The organism is Mucilaginibacter mallensis, assembly GCF_900105165.1.
GTDB lineage: Bacteria > Bacteroidota > Bacteroidia > Sphingobacteriales > Sphingobacteriaceae > Mucilaginibacter > Mucilaginibacter mallensis.
This window is the reverse complement of sequence record NZ_LT629740.1, coordinates 5093390-5111876: the sequence shown is the minus strand read 5'-3', so window position 1 is coordinate 5111876 and position 18487 is coordinate 5093390. Positions and strand designations below refer to the sequence as shown.

General features: G+C 42.3%; 16 protein-coding genes. 4 read left to right on the top strand and 12 right to left on the bottom strand.

Annotated elements, in window-relative coordinates:
- Positions 1 to 8: 8 nt before the first annotated feature.
- Positions 9 to 1313, top strand: a complete 1305-nt coding sequence (locus tag BLU33_RS20840) for a M16 family metallopeptidase (protein WP_091377762.1) — start codon at positions 9 to 11, stop codon at positions 1311 to 1313.
- Between the two features lie 11 nt (positions 1314 to 1324).
- Here the strand turns inward: BLU33_RS20840 and chrA are convergent, their stop codons facing one another.
- A complete protein-coding gene (gene chrA / locus BLU33_RS20835) occupies positions 1325 to 2692 on the bottom strand; it encodes a chromate efflux transporter (RefSeq protein ID WP_232009340.1) in 1368 nt (455 codons plus the stop codon).
- Here chrA and BLU33_RS20830 point away from each other — a divergent pair.
- A complete protein-coding gene (locus tag BLU33_RS20830; RefSeq protein ID WP_091377760.1) occupies positions 2691 to 2891 on the top strand; it encodes a hypothetical protein in 201 nt (66 codons plus the stop codon). The two genes, chrA and BLU33_RS20830, sit on opposite strands and share 2 nt — an antisense overlap.
- A gap of 25 nt (positions 2892 to 2916) precedes the next feature.
- Here BLU33_RS20830 and BLU33_RS20825 read toward each other — a convergent pair whose 3' ends face one another.
- The 8 genes from BLU33_RS20825 to BLU33_RS20790 form a co-directional block, all read right to left on the bottom strand.
- The gene (locus BLU33_RS20825) at positions 2917 to 3699 is read right to left on the bottom strand and encodes a tetratricopeptide repeat protein (protein ID WP_232009339.1); all 783 of its coding nucleotides are present in this window, start codon (positions 3697 to 3699) and stop codon (positions 2917 to 2919) included.
- Positions 3677 to 5503 carry a BatD family protein gene (locus tag BLU33_RS20820; RefSeq protein ID WP_091377756.1) on the bottom strand — a complete coding sequence of 609 codons (1827 nt, stop codon included), beginning with the start codon at positions 5501 to 5503 and terminating at the stop codon, positions 3677 to 3679. Before BLU33_RS20820 ends, BLU33_RS20825 begins: the two co-directional genes overlap by 23 nt.
- A 22-nt stretch (positions 5504 to 5525) precedes the next feature.
- Positions 5526 to 6281, bottom strand: a complete 756-nt coding sequence (locus BLU33_RS20815) for a tetratricopeptide repeat protein (protein WP_091377754.1) — start codon at positions 6279 to 6281, stop codon at positions 5526 to 5528.
- Positions 6278 to 7318 carry a VWA domain-containing protein gene (locus BLU33_RS20810; protein WP_091377750.1) on the bottom strand — a complete coding sequence of 347 codons (1041 nt, stop codon included), beginning with the start codon at positions 7316 to 7318 and terminating at the stop codon, positions 6278 to 6280. The genes BLU33_RS20815 and BLU33_RS20810 overlap by 4 nt, the downstream gene beginning before the upstream one ends.
- The gene (locus tag BLU33_RS20805; protein WP_091377747.1) at positions 7318 to 8325 is read right to left on the bottom strand and encodes a vWA domain-containing protein; all 1008 of its coding nucleotides are present in this window, start codon (positions 8323 to 8325) and stop codon (positions 7318 to 7320) included. The genes BLU33_RS20810 and BLU33_RS20805 overlap by 1 nt, the downstream gene beginning before the upstream one ends.
- On the bottom strand, positions 8322 to 9284 hold the full coding sequence (locus BLU33_RS20800; protein WP_091377745.1) for a hypothetical protein: 963 nt from the start codon (positions 9282 to 9284) through the stop codon (positions 8322 to 8324). The genes BLU33_RS20805 and BLU33_RS20800 overlap by 4 nt, the downstream gene beginning before the upstream one ends.
- Before the next feature lies 1 nt (position 9285).
- Positions 9286 to 10167 (bottom strand): DUF58 domain-containing protein, encoded by an 882-nt coding sequence (locus tag BLU33_RS20795; protein WP_091377743.1) that lies wholly within the window; start codon positions 10165 to 10167, stop codon positions 9286 to 9288.
- A gap of 68 nt (positions 10168 to 10235) precedes the next feature.
- Complete coding sequence (locus tag BLU33_RS20790) at positions 10236 to 11291, bottom strand: AAA family ATPase (RefSeq protein WP_091377740.1); 1056 nt, start codon at positions 11289 to 11291, stop codon at positions 10236 to 10238.
- Positions 11292 to 11549: 258 nt separating this feature from the next.
- Between BLU33_RS20790 and BLU33_RS20785 the strand changes: the two genes are divergently transcribed.
- Both BLU33_RS20785 and BLU33_RS20780 read left to right on the top strand, forming a co-directional pair.
- On the top strand, positions 11550 to 12359 hold the full coding sequence (locus BLU33_RS20785) for an SDR family oxidoreductase (protein ID WP_157682289.1): 810 nt from the start codon (positions 11550 to 11552) through the stop codon (positions 12357 to 12359).
- A gap of 203 nt (positions 12360 to 12562) precedes the next feature.
- Complete coding sequence (locus BLU33_RS20780; protein ID WP_091377735.1) at positions 12563 to 13306, top strand: YdcF family protein; 744 nt, start codon at positions 12563 to 12565, stop codon at positions 13304 to 13306.
- 109 nt (positions 13307 to 13415) lie between these two features.
- Here BLU33_RS20780 and BLU33_RS20775 read toward each other — a convergent pair whose 3' ends face one another.
- From BLU33_RS20775 to BLU33_RS20765, 3 genes are all read right to left on the bottom strand, one after another.
- Positions 13416 to 15416, bottom strand: a complete 2001-nt coding sequence (locus tag BLU33_RS20775) for a KUP/HAK/KT family potassium transporter (protein ID WP_091377732.1) — start codon at positions 15414 to 15416, stop codon at positions 13416 to 13418.
- 70 nt (positions 15417 to 15486) lie between these two features.
- Positions 15487 to 17202 carry a HAMP domain-containing sensor histidine kinase gene (locus BLU33_RS20770; protein WP_091377730.1) on the bottom strand — a complete coding sequence of 572 codons (1716 nt, stop codon included), beginning with the start codon at positions 17200 to 17202 and terminating at the stop codon, positions 15487 to 15489.
- On the bottom strand, positions 17199 to 18326 hold the full coding sequence (locus BLU33_RS20765) for a histidine kinase (RefSeq protein WP_091377728.1): 1128 nt from the start codon (positions 18324 to 18326) through the stop codon (positions 17199 to 17201). The genes BLU33_RS20770 and BLU33_RS20765 overlap by 4 nt, the downstream gene beginning before the upstream one ends.
- Between the last annotated feature and the right edge of the window lie 161 nt (positions 18327 to 18487).

The window sequence follows — 18487 nt, the reverse complement described above, 5'->3', positions numbered from 1 at the left end:
ATAACCGCATGAAAAAAATATTTTTATTAATAAGTATGCTATGCCTGGTGATGCCGGGGGTATTTGCGCAATCGGCTACTACTTCGTTTGATGTAGATGGTATAAAGGTGATATTTAAGCCGACTGTAAAAGAGATCATCAATGTACGTGTATTTTTCAGAGGAGGTGTAAGTAATTATAAACCGGAGCAGGCTGGTATTGAGAATTTTACCCTTGCCGCCATTACACAATGCGGCACTCAAAAATACAATGGCAATGCCTTCAGGAATATGGCCGATACGTATAGCATAGATATTGGTTCCGCAAGTAATTATGATTATGGTGATATAGATATGGAATGTATTTCCAAATACTTTGACCAGGCCTGGGACCTGCTTGCTGATGCCATAGTTACCCCCACTTTTGATAGTAATGAAATAGAATTGTTGCGGAATAAATTAATTTCAAGGGTACGGCAGGAAGAATCAGATCCCGACAATCGCGCCGAACAACTGTTGATGCAAAATGCTTTTGAGGGCACGCCCTATGCTATAGATCCCAGTGGTGATGAGGCCAAATTATCTAAATTTACTGCCGATGACCTTAAAGCTTATTACAAAAGCATCCTCAACAAAAATCAACTGTTTATAGTAGTGGCAGGCAAAATAAGTAAGGATGAACTGGTAGAAAAAATACATGCATCATTTGCTGCGCTGCCCTCAAAGCCATATACGCAGGTTAATTACAAAGAACCCATTTGGAACGATAATAAGGTTGTTGTTGAAAGCCGCAACCTATCAACCAATTATATTAATGCGATTATGAATGCCCCGCCTGTTTACAGTGCTGATTATGTGCCTTTCAGGCTCGGTGTTTCTATACTGGCCGGGGCTTTGTTCAGCGATTTGCGTACTAAGCTCAACCTCTCATATGATCCGGGTGCGGTTAGCGAGATGCGGCAGATGCCATTTGCACGTATGTATGTAAGCACTAATCAGCCAAAAGTGGCCGTAGAGGAAATGACCCGCATGCTTAACCTGGTGAGGGTTTATGGTGCAACAAAAGAGGGGCTTAAGCACCTAAAAAGTGGTTACATAGTTAGCAATTATCTGAAACAACAAAGTACAGCGGCAATTACCGGCAGCCTGGGTATTGCCGAAATTTTAGGCGACTGGCAGATGGACGAAAAATTGCCCGAGCTGATCAATAGCGTAACTGTTGACCAGATAGATATAGCGCTGAACCAATATATAGTTGGCCTGCGCTGGGCATATTTAGGGGATGCCGACCAGGCTAAGGACGCGGAGGAGGCTTTTAAACAAAAGATAAGGTAAACAAATCACCTTTAGACACCCACAAAATAACGGGCCAGGCCAAATAAAAGGCTCAGTAAAATCAGGTAAACTACATTCATCCTAAATTTTAACATCAGCAATAAGGAAGCGCATATGCAGCTGAGGGAAACGATGTTAAGGTTTTCTAACAATACACCGCCCGGGAAAACGATGTCTTTACCTAAAAAGAAAGTAAGGTTAAGGATAACGCCCACCACCGCAGCTGTAACTAATGTTAAAATTGCACTGATAAGGGCATTGCCGTGGGTTTTTTCAATAATAGGGCCGCCTGCAAAAATAAACAGGAAACAGGGTAAAAAAGTGTAAAAGGTAGTAGCAATAAGCCCGATGCTCCCCATCCACAATGAGGCGTGAAAATGATTATAAGCGGCCATAAATCCTACAAAACCTACTACAATAATTAAGGGGCCGGGTGTGGTTTCTGCAAGGGCAAAGCCATCAACCATTTGCATTTTTGATAACCAATTTAGTTTGGTAACGGCAAACTGTGCTACATAAGGTAAAACGGTATACGAGCCGCCTATGGTAAAGAATGCTGTTTGTGTGAAAAACAGTATCAGGCCCTTCCAAAATAAATGATCATGTGAAAACAAATAAAACAATAGGAAAGGAATCAGCCAAAAAATAGAAAAGGTGGCCAATTGCTTTAATAATTGTTTAATGCTGAAACCTGTACCCGGTATTGTTGAAACACTATTGATATAGTAATCCTGCTCATCATCATATTTATTGTCATCCTGTTTGTTTTCAATGTTTAATAAAGATGGTTTAACATACCTGATAAATAAAGCCAGCACTATTGTACCGGCAATAATGGCGGGCAAAGAGATATTGTAAAAAAAGATGCATATGAAAGCTATGGCAGCTACAACGTAATGCAACAAACTATGCAATGCCTTTTGCCCAACTTTAAACAACGCGATAATGATAATAGCAATAACGGCTGGTTTTAACCCGTTAAACATGGCATATATCCAGGGCAGGTTGCCGTATGATACGTAGATAATGCTTAATGCAAGCAATATGAACATGGATGGCAGAACAAACAATATACCGGCTATTAAGCCACCTTTTTTGCCATGCAGTTGCCAGCCAATATAAATGGCTAATTGCTGCGCTTCGGGGCCGGGCAAAAGCATACACAGGCTAAGCGCATGAAAAAATCGACTGTTGCTTATCCACTTCTTTTTGTCCACCAAAAAATCATGCATTAAGGCGATGTGCCCGGCGGTGCCGCCAAAACTTATCCAACCTAGTTTAAACCAAAATTTTAATGCTTCTTTAAATAGGGGGTTTTCCGGCAGGTTGGTGTTATCCATATAAATCTCTTTATCACAATACAGACTTCCGCTCTTCATGGGTGCAAAAGAAGTTCAGTTACATCCAAATGAATGTATCAATTATTTGGCAATAAACCGGGGTGAAATCTGTAAGGTCTGTGTTCTTTTCTACTTAAATAAGCTTATAATCAATGCTATAATACAGCTTTGTAAAGCTATTAAAGATACAAAAACAGCAGGATTTTATCAAATTCCGGTTGAGAAAAACAGTGATTAAATGGTGCTTTTTGAGGCGATTTTGCCTAGATCTCCTTTACATCTGTAGCTGCTATCCAGCCGGCATTACCGTTGGGTAACTCAACCTCTATCCACTGGCCGTTATCCTGCACCACGTTTACTTTAGTGCCCTCATGCACCACAAAAATTGGTTTTGAGGTAGGATTGGGTGAACCTGTAGCCGTTACTGAATTGCTGAATACTATGGCCTGGTGATGATTATCAAAATAACTTACCTGCCTGTTGGCAATAAATATGGCTATCAGCCCTAAAACCAGCATGCTGATACCTGTAAAGAATGATGCCTTTTTAAGCAGCATAATATGGGTAAAAAGGTATAGCACCAGCACTAAAAAGCCAACAATAAAAAGTAAAACACTCGCTACTGATAGGGTACTCGCTGAATAATACAGGATGATATTATGCCACCATTGGGTAGCAAAAAACTCCGGTTGCGGCTCAACTTTATCGGTAGTTTTTGAGTTGGCGAAGTAGATGTTAAAGTTGATGTCCTCATCGCCGGGCGAAAGCTTATGCGCCTTTTCATAATACAGCAATGCAGATGGGATATCGCCTTGTTTAAAATAGGCATTGCCCAAATTAAAATACAGCACGGTTGATTGGTAGCCGCCATAAACTATTTGCTGATAGGCTTTTATGGCTGCCGGGTATTGTGCTTTTGCATAGGCTGTGTTGCCTTTTTCAAAAAGCGCGCTGTTGTCATCGGCCAACGAAAACAATGGCAAGGCAAGCAGCAAAAGTAGGTACAAGCCGCGCTTTACGGGGTTATATCTTGTCTTCAATTTCATTGATAATGTTTTTTGCGTTTTCAAATACTTCCTGTTGTGCAATGCTTGTTGATGGCGCGAAACGGGCCATCTCGCACATATCCATCGTGTCTTCTAATTTTTTGATCAGTGTGCCATCCAGCGATTTGGCCTTCATCTTATCAGCAATGTTTTCCCTGTTCAGATCAGCTGCCGGGATGTTGAGCTTATCACTCAGATAACCAAACAAACCTTTGGCAATAGCTTCATAAAATGCTTGTTTATTGCCTGTAGTTAATTCCTTTTGGGCAGCGGCTAAATGTTTGGCAGCAATTTTATTGGCCAGCCTGCTTTTTACCAATACCGCATCACTATTATATTGGGTGAGCCAGCTTCGGTAAAAGAATGCCCCTGCAAAAAGGGTAGGGCCTAACAACAGCAATACGTAAAACAATGCTGAATTATAAAAGCCATCGCCCTCTTTGTATAAGCCAGGTGATGATGATTTTATATAGCGGATATCATTGCCCAGCATCTTAATATCCTGCTGATCTGCCGAGTTAAATGCCGGGACATTTACCTGCACATCGCCTTTATTAACTTTTATGCTGAAAGCCTTTGACGGTAAGGTTACATACCTTTTTGTAGCCGGGTTAAAGTACGAGAAATCAACAGAGTTAAGCGTATAATCGCCCTGGTGCCTTGGTATCAGCAGGTAGCTGTATTTTCTGCTGCCTGAAACGCCGGTAGCATCAACCGTAATATGATCGTCTGTTTTTGGATCATACTTTTCAAAATCAACGGGAGGGTTAAGTTTTGGCGCGTTTATGAGGTTAAGGTTACCCTTTCCTGTGATCTCAAAAGTGTAATTAAGCGTTTCGTTGGCTTTCAGCTCTCTCTTATCTGCATCAGCATAAACAGCGAACTCGCCTACAGCGCCACTGAAATTTGCGGGTTTACCAGCCTCAGGTAATGGGTTTACGTGTATAGTGAGCGGAGTGCTTTTAGCCTGGTACTTCACATTTTTAACATTGCCATACATATCATCAAGCATATTGCGTGATGGCAGTTGTATCTGCGCTAAAAAGGTAATGGCAAATGGGTCAATGATCAGATCGCCGGCATGTTCAGGGAACAGCACGGTTTGTTTGATTACAACGGTATTATATTTAAGCCCCTTGTACATTTCTGTTTTCCACACCGGGTGCTGCTGGTCTTTATTTACCACATCCTGGTTCCAGAAACCGTTCAGGTCAGGCGCTTTATCCGGCTGACTGGCCAATATGCCTACACGGGTATATAATTTATAATCAAGGGTGATTTGCTCACCTACATAAACATTGCTCTTATCAACCTCGGCCCTTATAAATAATTGTTTGGACAGATCCTGCGTGGCCGGTTGCGCGTCATCAGCCGGGGCAGATGCTGCAGGTTGTATACCCTGTTGTTGCTGCGCTTGCTGCTGGGCCTGTGTAAACTGCCCTTTTACTTTTATTTTTAAGGAGTTTGTGGTTAATGTATGCCCTGCGGATATAATAGCTGCTGCATCAATAGTCAACGTTCCCTCTTTGGTGGCAGTTACAATATAACCATAGGTGGTATTGTAGGTAGTAACACCATTGATGGATGTCATACTGGTTGACGGGTTAGGGCCCGACAATACCTGGAATCCACGAAAGTCAGGCGGTATAAAATGCTCGCCGCCTCCATCTAATGAAAAATCAACCTCGAATTGCTCCCCTACGGCTACCTCGCTCTTGCTTGCGATTGCTGTAAACTTGGGGTCGGCAAACAGCAATGTTGTCCATAACAGTAGGAAAGATAATATGTAGTATCCCTTTTTCATTTATTGGTACAAAATAATAAGATTACCAGTCTTTATCAATATGCGCTTTACCGCCTTTTAGTTTTTTATTTTTCAGTTTATCCTGCGTGCCCTGTTCCTGGTTATTCAGGGCATCCAGCATGCGTTGGGCATCATCTTTTGATACCTTATTGGGCTGCTGCTGATTTTGCTGGTTCTGCTTGTCCTGCTGATCTTTATTTTGCTGGTTCTTGTCCTGATTGTTCTTATCCTGATTGTTCTTATCCTGGTTCTTTTTATCCTGGTTGTTCTTATCGTTCTTGTTTTGATTCTTGTTATTCTGATTGTTTTGGTTGTTCTGGTTATTTTGATTGTTCTTATTTTGTTGCTGTTGTTTTTTAAGCATTTCCTGCGCATAGGCCAGGTTATAACGGGTTTCGTCGTCCTTTGGGTTGTTGAGCAGCGCTTTTTTATAGGCATCGATACTCTCATCATATTTTTTGCCGGATAGTAAAGCGTTACCCAAATTATGATACGCCCCTGCCTTAACTAACGGGTTTGCGTTTGTGGCGGCGATATTGTTAAAGTTCTTTACCGCGTCGTCATACCTTTTTTGCTTGTACAGGGCATCGCCAAGGTTAAAATTACCCTCCAGGCTCTGGTTCTTTTTTTCTACCGATTTACGGTAATCTGCTTCGGCATCCTTGTATTTTTTCTGACTATACAATTCATTACCCTCGTGGATATATGTTTTCGCATCCTGCGCAAAAAGTGCAGAACCGGTAAATAACAATAATATGGCTATAATAAACTGCTTCATGGTTTTTTCACTTCAAACAATTTCAACCTGCTTAACCTTAAACTTTTCCTGTTGGAGATAAAGAACTCCGCAACCAGCAACAGCATCGCTATCGCCAGGAAAAACTGGAAACGGTCCTCAAAATCCTTAAACTGTTTGCTGTCATAAGTTTTTTGCTGCATTTTACCTATCTGGTCCATCACAATGCCCAAACCACTGTTGGCACTGGTGGCCCTGATATAGATACCATGGCCTGCGGTAGCAATTTCCTTACACATATCCTCACTCAGCTTGCTTATAACGGTGTGGCCCGCACTATCAGTATGGAACCCGATTTGTTTTCCGTTATCATAAATCGGTACAGGTGCCCCCTGCGGCGATCCAAAGCCAACCACATGTATAACTACAGCTTTATCGTGGGCGCTTTCAGCAGCTACAACGGCATCATCCTCATGGTTTTCACCATCTGTCATGAGTATCATGGCTTTGCTGGTGTTATCCTTAAAGTCGTATGATTTCATGCCCATATCAATAGCCGCGCCAATGGCTGTGCCCTGCACGGGCACTATATTGGTGTTGATGGTATTTAAGAATAATTTGGCTGCCGAGTAATCGGTAGTCATGGGGAGCTGTACGTAAGCCTCGCCCGCGAAAACGATGATACCTATACGATCATCATGTAAGTTATCGATCAGCTGGGATAAGGCCCTTTTTGCGTTCTCCAAACGGTTTGGAGGGAAGTCCTGTGCAAGCATACTGTTTGATACATCCAGCAGGATCATAATATCGGCGCCCTTGCTCTTTTTCTCCTCGGTACGTGTACCTATCTGCGGGTCGGCGAGGCCGATGATGAGCAAAGCATAAGCGACGATGAAGAAAATGAATTTTAACGTCGGCCGTGAGAAAGATACCTCGGGCATGATGCGCCCGATAACGGCTCTATCGCCAAAAGCAGCAAGCGCTTTCTTTTTCCACCTGCGCATCAGCATAAACAGCACCACAAATAGCGGTACCAATAGGAGGGCCCATAAAAAATAAGTATGTGCGAAACGTAGCATCAGGTTAAAGCTCCTTTAAAAATTGTATTACTTAATAAAAACTCAAGCGATAACAGTATGAGTGCAATTATGGCAAAAGGTAAAAAGCGTTCGGTTTTTTTATGATATTGTGTAACCGCTATTTTAACTTTTTCCAGTTTATCTATCTGCTGATAGATCTGCGATAGCTCTGTATTGTTATGCGCCCTGAAATATTTACCGCCGGTTATGCTGGCGATTTTTGAAAGCGTACCCTCATCCAGATCAACCGGGATCATCTGATAATGGGTATTGCCAAACTGATCTTTAAACGGATACGGCGCCGAGCCATTGGTGCCCACACCAACGGTATAAACCCTTACACCAAATTGTTTGGCAATTTCTGCACCTGTTAATGGCGGGATAGAACCAGTGTTATTTACACCATCGGTAAGTAATATAATTACCTTGCTTTTTGCTTCGCTATCCTTTAAACGGCTAACCGCTGTGGCCAGACCCATGCCTATTGCTGTACCATCGTCGATCATCCCATTCTTGATATCGCTGAATAAATTGATCAGCACATCATGATCGATAGTTAAAGGGCATTGCGTAAAGCTTTCACCACTGAACACCACTAGACCAATACGGTCGTCCGGACGGTTTTTGATAAAATCAATGGCGATATTTTTACCGGCTTCCAGGCGGTTAGGCTTAAAATCCTCGGAGAGCATACTGCCCGAAATATCGGTGGCGATCATAATGTCGATACCCTCGGTAGTTTCATTATCCCAGCTTAAGGCGGTTTGAGGCCTCGCCAGCGCAAATATGATAGCTATAAATGCCAGCGACCGCAGTACAATGCCATAATGCCTGAAAATACGCATGGAGCTTTTGGGCGATACACCAAAACTTTTGGTTGTGGACATGCCCAGTGTGCCCTGTAACTGCTGGTTGCGCCACCCATAATAGGCTATCATTAAAGGGATGATGAGCAGCAGCCAGAAAAAACCGGGGTATGCAAATTCTATTCCGCTAAACAAACTCATTTCGGCAAGTCCTCCTTATTATCAACAGGCTTAGGCTGTGGCTTTGTATGCACAATAAAGCCGATAGCATCTTCCATGCTTTTTTCGTTCTCGGCAGCAATAGGTTTTTCCTTGGCGAATTTCACCAGGTCGGCAAGTGTTAATATTTGCTTTAATGTGGCCCTGCTGTCCTTAGGGATATCGCGGTTCTTCAAGCTGATAAAAATTTCATCAGTAGTTTGCTCATGGGCTGTAATCTGGTACCGTTTTTCAAGGTACTCGCGCAGCACATCGGTTAGCTCGCTGTAATATTGTTTTACCTCGTTCTGTTGCCAAAGCTTTTTATCGCGCAGCGCCTGTAATTTATTCAGGATGAGGGTATCCAGCGGCAGTATTGGCTCGGGTTTTACATATACTTCGGCCTTAGGCTTGTTTTTGATGTAGTAAATAATGCCCAGCACCAATAATATGATCGCTAGTATTATGGTTACCAAAAGCCAATGCTGTTTCAGCCAATCCAAAAACGTCCATGATACAGCAAAGGGCTGCTTAATGTCATAGAATGCTTTGGTGGTATCAACAGGTACTGCTTTTATCTGCAAGGTTACAGTGCCTGTTTTAAAATCGCCTGATGGGGTATGGATGGTAAACTCGGGCAATGTATACACGCCGGTATCAAACGAGGTAACAGTATAGCTGTGAGTTATAGTTTCCAGGCTGGCGTTATTCTTGTCGACAACGGTATCAGGCTTTAACGCTTTTACGATCTTTACCTTGCCAATACTATCAACCAAGGCCTGGAAAGTGGCGTCAGTTTTAACCGGCATATGCGCGCTGATATGCAGCACGGTTTGATCGCCGATAGGCATGGTAGATTTATCCAGCCTTGCTTCAGGCTCGATGGTTTGTGCGCCGGCCTTTAAGCAGAAAAGGGCCAGTGCTACGGTTAAAATTATAGTGAAATTGAAATATCGTTTCATATTACCGCCTGCTCTCACGTTTTTTAAATAGTGTCATAAGTGGTTTAACATATGATTCATGGGTGCCGATGCTGGTATAATCAACCCCGGATTTTTTGAAGGTATTAGCCAGCTCAGCGTTTCTCTTTAGCGCTGCTGCCTTGTAAGCCGTACGTATATCTTTATTGCCCGTATTTATCCAGTGCAGCTCGCCGGTTTCTTCATCACGCATCGGTACAAGGCCCAGGTTAGGGAATTCCTCCTCATGCCTGTCATATAATTTAAGGGCGATGATATCGTGCTTTTTGTTGGCGATCTTCAGCTCATCATCAAACTTAGGACTGATAAAATCTGATATAATAAAGGCCGTGCTCCGTTTTTTGATAGCGCTGGTAAAATAGCGCAGTGCCTCGGCTACGTTGGTGCCTTTATTTTCAGGCTGAAAATCTATCAACTCACGAATGATCATCAGGATATGGCTGCGGCCCTTTTTGGGTGGGATAAATTTCTCTATCTTATCGCTAAAGAAGATCACACCCACCTTGTCATTATTCTGTATAGCTGAAAATGCGAGTACGGCGCAAAGCTCGGTAGCGATATCCTGTTTTTGCTGGATGATGGTGCCAAAGTTTTCCGATCCGCTCACATCAATCAATATCATTACGGTAAGCTCGCGCTCCTCATCAAATACCTTAACATAAGGGTGGTTAAAGCGGGCGGTTACGTTCCAGTCGATAGTGCGGATCTCGTCACCGATTTGGTACTCGCGTACCTCGCTAAAAGCCATACCACGTCCCTTGAAAGCCGAATGATACTCGCCCGAAAATAAGTGATTGCTTAATCCCCGGGTTTTTATCTCGATCTTCCTTACCTTTTTTAGCAGATCCCTGGTATCTTTTGCCATTTTTATAAGCTAAAAGCTAAATGCTCAAGGCAAAAAGCTTTTTTGTGGTTCGAAATTAAATTAATGATCTATGGAACTTCTACCGCGTTTAAGATGCCAGTGATGATATCCTCTGAGGTGATGTTCTCCGCCTCAGCCTCGTAGGTTAAGCCAACACGGTGCCTTAACACGTCATGACTTATCGCCCTCACATCCTCAGGAATTACATAACCGCGCCTTTTAATAAAGGCATAAGCCTTTGCAGCCAGCGCCAAATTTATACTCGCCCTTGGCGAAGCGCCAAAGCTGATGAGGTTTTTATATTTTGCTAGTTTGTACTGCTCCGGATAACGGGTGGCAAAAACTATATCAATAATATATTGCTCAATCTTTTCATCCATGTACACTTCACGTACCACCTTGCGCGCCTTTAGTATCGCATCAGGATGTACTACAGGATTGATCTTTGGAAAGCCTTGCGGCGATATGCTGGCACGAACAATTTTCTTTTCATCTTCTTTGTTCGGGTAACCGATAACTACTTTCAGCATAAAACGGTCGACCTGTGCCTCTGGCAGCGGGTAAGTACCTTCCTGTTCAATAGGGTTTTGGGTTGCCAGTACCAGGAAAGGTTCAGGCAGCTTAAAGGTAGTATCACCAATGGTAACCTGGCGCTCCTGCATGGCTTCAAGTAATGCACTTTGTACTTTAGCAGGTGCACGGTTAATCTCATCCGCCAAAATAAAGTTGGAGAATAACGGGCCCTTGCGCACCACAAATTCTTCCTTCTTTTGGTTATATATCATTGTTCCCAGTAAATCGGCAGGGAGCAGGTCGGGTGTGAACTGTATGCGGCTGAAACCGGCATCAATAGCTTTTGAAAGTGAGTTGATGGCCAGGGTTTTTGCCAGGCCCGGAACACCTTCCAGCAGGATATGCCCATCAGCCAGTAAGCCGATCAGCAAACGCTCAACCATATTTTTTTGGCCAACGATCACTTTATCCAATTCCATTTTTAACAGGTCGATAAAAGCGCTCTCCTTTTGGATCATCTCATTTATAGCGCGGATATCTGTCCCGTATGATGAATTCCCCGGCAGTGCGTCGGGCGTAACAGGCTGTGTGCCACTATTTATTTCTTCCATGCGTATACTTTTTTTGAGGGGCGAAATTTAAAAAGACAATGCCCTTTCCGCAACCTTAAACGTTAAGTTTTTTGTTAAATTTTGTTAAATATGTTTTGAATCTAAAATTTCCGGAAGCTACCATTTTTATAGAGGAAAATAAGCAGGGTTTGTGTAATGATTTTATTGCAGAATACACCTATAAGGAAATTTCTTTGTTAAGAATTATGTTGTTGGATGAAATTAGTATGTTTATACAAAAATTATCAGACCATTAAAATGAAGAAAGTAATTCTGGTTACGGGAGCCTCATCAGGTTTAGGTTTAGCTACGGCAAAAGCGCTGCAGGCCCAGGGCCATACGGTTTACGGAACCTCCCGCGACGCGAAAAAAATTAAAGACGTACCGTTTAAACCACTTAGCATGGATGTTACCGATGATGCATCGGTACAAACAGCCATTGATACTATTATTAAAGCCGAAGGTAAAATTGATGTACTGGTTAACAATGCAGGTAATGGCATAACCGGTCCGCTATATGCTATGCCTGTTGATATTGCTAAAAAACAATTTGAGGTTAACTTTTTTGGCGTAGTGCGTGTAAGCAGCGCGGTATTACCGGGGATGATTGAAAAGAAACAGGGGTTAGTTATAAACATAGGTTCATTAGCAGGTTTATTTGGCCTGCCTTACCAGGGGTTATACAGCGCGTCGAAATTTGCTATTGAAGGTTACTCTGAAAGCCTGCGTATGGAGCTGCAAAATACAGGTGTTAAAGTGGTAGTGGTAAATCCGGGTGATTTTAAGACTGACTTTACCGCCAGTCGCGAAAAAGCACCATTCCCATTAAAAAACGAGCAGCTAAATAAAGAATACGATGCAGCCGTGGCAGCCATGGAAAAAGATGAAAGCATTGGTGCTGATCCATCAAAATTGGCTGACCAAATTTGCAAGATAGTTGGCAAATCAAGCCCTAAACATAGTTACTTAGTTGGTGCTATTGGTCAAACCATTGTGCCCACGTTAAAAGCAATTTTGCCTGGTGGTGTGTTTGTTAAGCTGATGAATGACCATTACGGTATAAAATAGTTACAGATGACTTTGCAAACTGTCATCATCTTTAGGCTTCAGTTATAAACTGAAGCCAGTGAGTGAGAATAATAAAAGAAAAAAAGAAATACTGGTTTCAGTTTATAACTGAAACCCCCGGATCAGGGCAGTTTGTAACTGCCCTTTTTTTTTACCTCAAATTCTAATAGAGTAAATTCTTAACTTAGACTGTTAAATAGAGTATGTACTTCATCCTTTCCAAAGTTTTACTTTTCCTGCTTTTTCCTTTGTTATGGGTTTTCGCATTGGTTATTGCGGGGCTCGTAACTAAAAATAAGAAACGCAAAAAGCGATTGTTTATATCATCTGTTGTTTTACTTTTTCTGCTTTCTAACTCCTTTTTATTTAATGAATTTGCAACACTGTGGGGTTACCAGCCTTATTCCGGAAATGAAAAATATAGTTGTGCCATTGTATTAGGTGGCTTTTCATCGGCGGATAAAAACGGTAACGGTTATTTTAATGAAAGCGCCGACCGATTTATACAGGGTGTGAGGCTGCTGGAAACAGGCAGAGTAAAGCGGATACTAATAACGGGCGGCAACGGTAATCTGATCGCAGGTAATTACCGTGAAGGTACCTGGACAAAAGAGCAATTAAAGGATCTTAATATTCCTGATAGCAGTATACTGATAGAAAGTAATTCACGGAATACCATTGAGAATGCAGATTTTTCAAAAAGAATACTCCTGGCAAATCATGTGCAGCCACCTTATTTATTGGTTACTTCTGATTTTCACATGAGGCGCTCCATGATGATATTTAAAAAACACGGATTAGATGTAGTGGCCTATCCATGCAATTACATGGCTGGGCATGGCGATATTAGTATAGCCAGTTTCCTTATTCCGGATGCCAACGCCCTGGATGGGTGGAGCATCTACCTGAAAGAAATAGTAGGCTATGTGGTTGATTATTGGAAATAGTCCTTTATGTCATTGCGAGCGATAGCGCGGCAATCTCGTCGCTTGGATATTGAACGCGACGAGATTGCCACGTCGTTCCTCCTCGCAATGACATAAGGATTATTTCATCTTAATGTACCGGTTCCAAAGTTACCGGGTCAACTCTTTTTAGCAGGATGTTGCTTACCGGTTTTACTACTAACGGAATCTTCTCAACATAAGTTTCGCTGGTATCCAAACCGAATGCTTTTGCTTCGCTTTGGGCCAGTTTCTTAATACTGAAATAACTGTTCAATATAAACGATTCAGATATACTGAACAGGTTATTGTATGACAGGAATTTCTCCAGTATCACAAAACGGAAGTCGGAAACTACTTTAAACTGCTTAAGTGATTCGTACTTGCTGGTAATATCCAGTTCGCCGCGGGCAACCATATCCTCAACTACTTTTCTGAACAATACGTTAACCCTTGGCTGTATACGGAAACCGAGTCGGAAATCAACCCTGATGATCTTGCCGTGTTCTACCTGGTCAACACTGTATTCCATGGTATAAGGCTCATCTGTAGTGTCAATATGGATAAACCAATAAGTATCGGCACGTTTTGGGCTCCGGCTCATGATAGAGTAAATTACCTTTTCCTCTATCTGCCTGCTGTTGTTTGCCTTGGTTAAATAAATAAGCTGACTTGAATATTTAGGGATAGTTTCATCAGCGCTTAAGGCGTTCAGCATCGGGATCTGGTCTTTAAGATCGATAAAATGCAAGAAACGGTTATTGATCTTACGTGCCCTGAACCAAACATACATGGTAAATATCAACCCTATTTCAAAGAAGACAAAGAATATACGTTTCAATAATTTAGCTGCGTTTGTTATAAAGAAACTAAACTCTACACATAAAAACACGCACAGTATAATGGTTACCAGCCATATAGGCCAGTGTTTTACATAGCGCATAAAGTAATACATTAAAATAGTGGTCATGAGCATGGCTATGGTGATGGAGAAACCATAGGCAGCTGTCATGTGCTCTGATGTTTGGAAGTACAATGTTACGGCCACACAACCAAAACACAGTAACCAGTTAATGCTGGGTATATAAATCTGCCCGCGAACGTTTGATGGATATTTTATGGTGATACGCGGCCAGAAGTTCATGCTCACTGCCTCACTAATTAAAGTGAATGATCCGCTGATGAGTGCCTGGCTGGCAATAATGGTGGCCAGGGTAGCTAAAGCAACGCATGGAATCATTAATAGATGCGGGTTGGGCACTATCTGGTAAAATGGGTTAATGCCCGAGTAGTTTGTATTGGCCGGTTGTGTTAAAACCCAGGCCGCCTGCCCCATGTAATTTAATAATAAGGTGATTTTTACAAATATCCAGCTCATCTGGATGTTTTTGCGGCCGCAATGCCCAAGATCCGAATATAATGCCTCAGCACCAGTGGTACATAAGAATACCGCGCCTAAAAGCCAGAAACCATGCGGATGTTCAATCAGTAATTTTGCACCATAATAGGGGCTTAGCGCCTTTAAAATAGAAAGATTATGCGCCAGTTGTAAGGAGCCTAAAAGACCTATCATTAAAAACCACATCAGCATAACAGGGCCAAAGGCCGAGCCTACTACCTTTGTGCCAAATTGCTGGAAGAAGAACAATAGCAGTATAATACCAATAACAATACCTATAATAAGGGTATTGCCCGGCACAAATTTGGATGCTAATGACGGTACGTTGCTTAACCCTTCAATTGCCGAGGTAACGGATATTGGGGGAGTGATAATACCATCGGCCAGTAATGTACCTGCGCCAATTATTGCGGGTATAGCCAGCCATTTACCATAACGCCTAACCAGGGCATATAGTGAAAATATACCACCTTCACCTTTGTTATCGGCTTGTAGGGTGATGAAGATATATTTAAAGGTGGTTTGCAGGGTTAGTGTCCAGAATATACAGGAAATACAGCCTAATACAAAGGCCTCGTTAATTGTGCTGTCCTTCGCGCCCTCCGTTAACAGGGTTTGGAAAACATACAGGGGCGATGTTCCTATATCGCCGAATATGATGCCTAGGGTGATCAGCAATCCGGCCGCCGTGACTTTCTTAAGATGGGGGTTCATTTTTTTACTTTTTGTTTGTTTGAATTGTACTTACTTTTTGTTGATGTTACTTTTTGTTTTATGCTTTTTATTAGGTGTTGTTAATATTAAGGCTGAAGTAAAAACGGCTTCCTTCGCCTGCTTCGCTTTCAACGCCTATGGTACCGCCTTGCGCCTCAATAAAATCTTTGGCTATAGCTAAACCTAAACCAGTGCCGGTTTTGTCGGCCGCGGCACCGGGGATCCTGAAATAGCGTTCAAAAATTCTGGCAAGGTATTTTTCGTCAATACCCTGACCTGAGTCCTTCACTGAAAATTCTATAATGTTGTTCTTACTCTTTTTAACGTCGAGGTTAATGGTCGACTTTGTTGGGCTGTATTTTACTGCGTTTGATAACAGATTGATGAGCACCCAGGTGGTTTTATCCAGGTCGGCCATAACATTTGGCAGGGTATCAGGGCAGTCAATGGCTATGGTGAGTTCTTTTTGGTCTGCCAGCGATTTGATGGCCTGCACGGCATAACTTACAATGTTTTTTGGATGAGTGCTGCCAAAATTCAGATTAATCTTGCCTGTTTCAACCTGCGCCGCATCCAGCAGTTCGGCTGTTATGTGCAGCAGGCGGTGCGTATCATCATCAATGTTTTTTAATAATTGTTTTTGCTCAGTGTTGATCTCGCCTACACGTGCATCCTCCAATAATTTAAGGCTCATCTTAATTGATGACAACGGAGTCTTTAGCTCGTGCGAAATAGTGGCTATAAACGTTGTTTTTGCATCGTTAAGCTGCTGAAAATCAGTTATATTTTTAAGGATAATAACCTTGCCTATAACCTTGTAATCATTGGTTACCTCCAGCACTTCCTTTTCAAAATAACTTTCGCGGTTATCAGCAAATATTTTCATCTTATGCTGATCTACAAATAACATATTACGTAGCAGATCATTTTCCATTGCTATGTTTGGCGCATATTGCGCCGTGAGCTTATCTTCAGGCAAACCAATTAGGGTACAGGCCACTTTGTTGGCAAAGATAATAAACATCTTATCATCAATGCCGATAATAGCATCATGCATTGAATTGATAATGGTTTCTATCCTTCTTTTCTCAAAAATGATACTGGCCAGGTTGCTGTTTTCATATTCATTAAGCTTGCCTGCCATCTGGTTAAAAGCATCGGCCAGGTCACCAAATTCATCCTTGACAGGAAAAATAAGACGTTTGTTATAGTTTTTGTTGGCAATCTCTTTTATACCCTGTATCAGCTCCTTTACCGGGTTAGCTATGTAACCGGGGAAATTCCACACAAAGCTAAAAGCTATTAAAAAACAAAGCGAGCCAATTAGCGATACCAGTATGATGCCTTTATCTGCCGTATCCTGTGCAATAGCATTCCTGCGTTCAATACCGGCCATGTTTAATTGCATAATGTTGTACAGCACATTACGCATCTTGATGTTTAGCCCGTTAATAGCTTGTTGATTGTTTAGCGAGAGCTTGTATTGTTCAAAATTACCGCGCAGCGAATCAGCCAGCTGCCCTTCACCAGGTTCGGTAATGTTTTGCTCTTCCTTGCTTACGTTGGCTTCGATGATTTGCAATTTGGTAGCTGTATTTACCGACGTTGGATAATCAAGCGCCTGCTGAATATTTTTAGCATAGACAAGTGAGCGGTAGTTATCTTTTAAAATAGCTTTTGAATCGTTGGAGAGGCGGGTTAAATAATAATCGGCCATCCCCGAACTAATAAGCGCCATCAGGAAAAGGAAACCTATGCCGGCGCGGAGTTTATTTTTTATATTCATGATAGTATTACCAGGTCGATATTTGTTTTCGACATTTTATTTAGTAGTTGAGTAAATACAGCGGTACGCATTACCAGCTGGTAGAATTTAAAGCGAGGCTTACCAATACATATGGTGGTGATATCGTATTTTTCGGCGGTTTCCCATATTGATTTTGCTATTTCATCGCTTTTTACCTTGATAACCTCGCCGCCTAACTGGGTGGCCAGTTTCATGTTATTAATGAGGTGTCGCTGTGATGCCAGGTTGATCTTATCACTGCTCTCGTTGGAGCGCTGTACATACAATATATACCATTTTGAGCGGTAATAAGAAGCCAGCCGGGCAGTTTTACGAATAATTATTTTAGCCGATTCCTCGTTGGTACTGATGCAGCCCAGGAAAAGTTCGGGGCGTAATTTTATAGTTTTGGGTACCTCGATATCAATTTTTCGCTCCACCTGGTGTGCCACTTCGCGCAGGGCCAGCTCACGTAACTGCAATATCTTTTCAGATTGGAAGAAATTGTTCAGCGCCAGCGGCACTTTTTTCTCGTCGTATATTTTACCGTCTTTTAAGCGGGTTATCAGTTCATCGGCGGTAAGGTCAATGTTCACCACCTCATCAGCCATTTGCAAAACCTTATCGGGGATGCGCTCATTAATGGCGGTACCGGTAATTTCCTCTACCTCTTCATTCAGGCTCTCAATATGCTGAATATTAACCGCGCTGATCACATTGATGCCCGCATTTAAAATGGTCATCACATCCTGCCAGCGTTTTTCATTCTGGCTGCCCTCAATATTGGTATGGGCCAATTCATCAACCACAACAACTTCTGGGCGCAGGTTCAGGATGGCGTTGAGGTCCATCTCATCCAGCTCCTTGCCCTTGTAAAACAGTTTGCGGCGGGGGATAATGCTCAGTCCCTCCAGTTGCTCTTCTGTTTCCTTACGCTTATGGGTTTCAATATACCCAATTTTTACATCAATACCACTACGCATTAGTGCCTGTGCCTCCTGGAGCATACGGTAGCTTTTACCTACACCCGCACTCATGCCAATATAGATCTTGAATTTGCCCCTGCGCGATTTTTTGATCAGCTCCAGGAAATGTTTAACCGATTGCTCTTTTTCTGGTATCATATCTTTTTAAACGACATATCCGGCTGCCGTCTTTTTATGGACAACAGCCGGAATATTTATATTTTTTCTTTAAAGTTCCCCTCTTGAGAGGGGGCGCGTGGCTACTGTGGTTGGAGGGGTGTGTTTATTCGCTTTTCATGTCGACGAACACACCCCTGCCC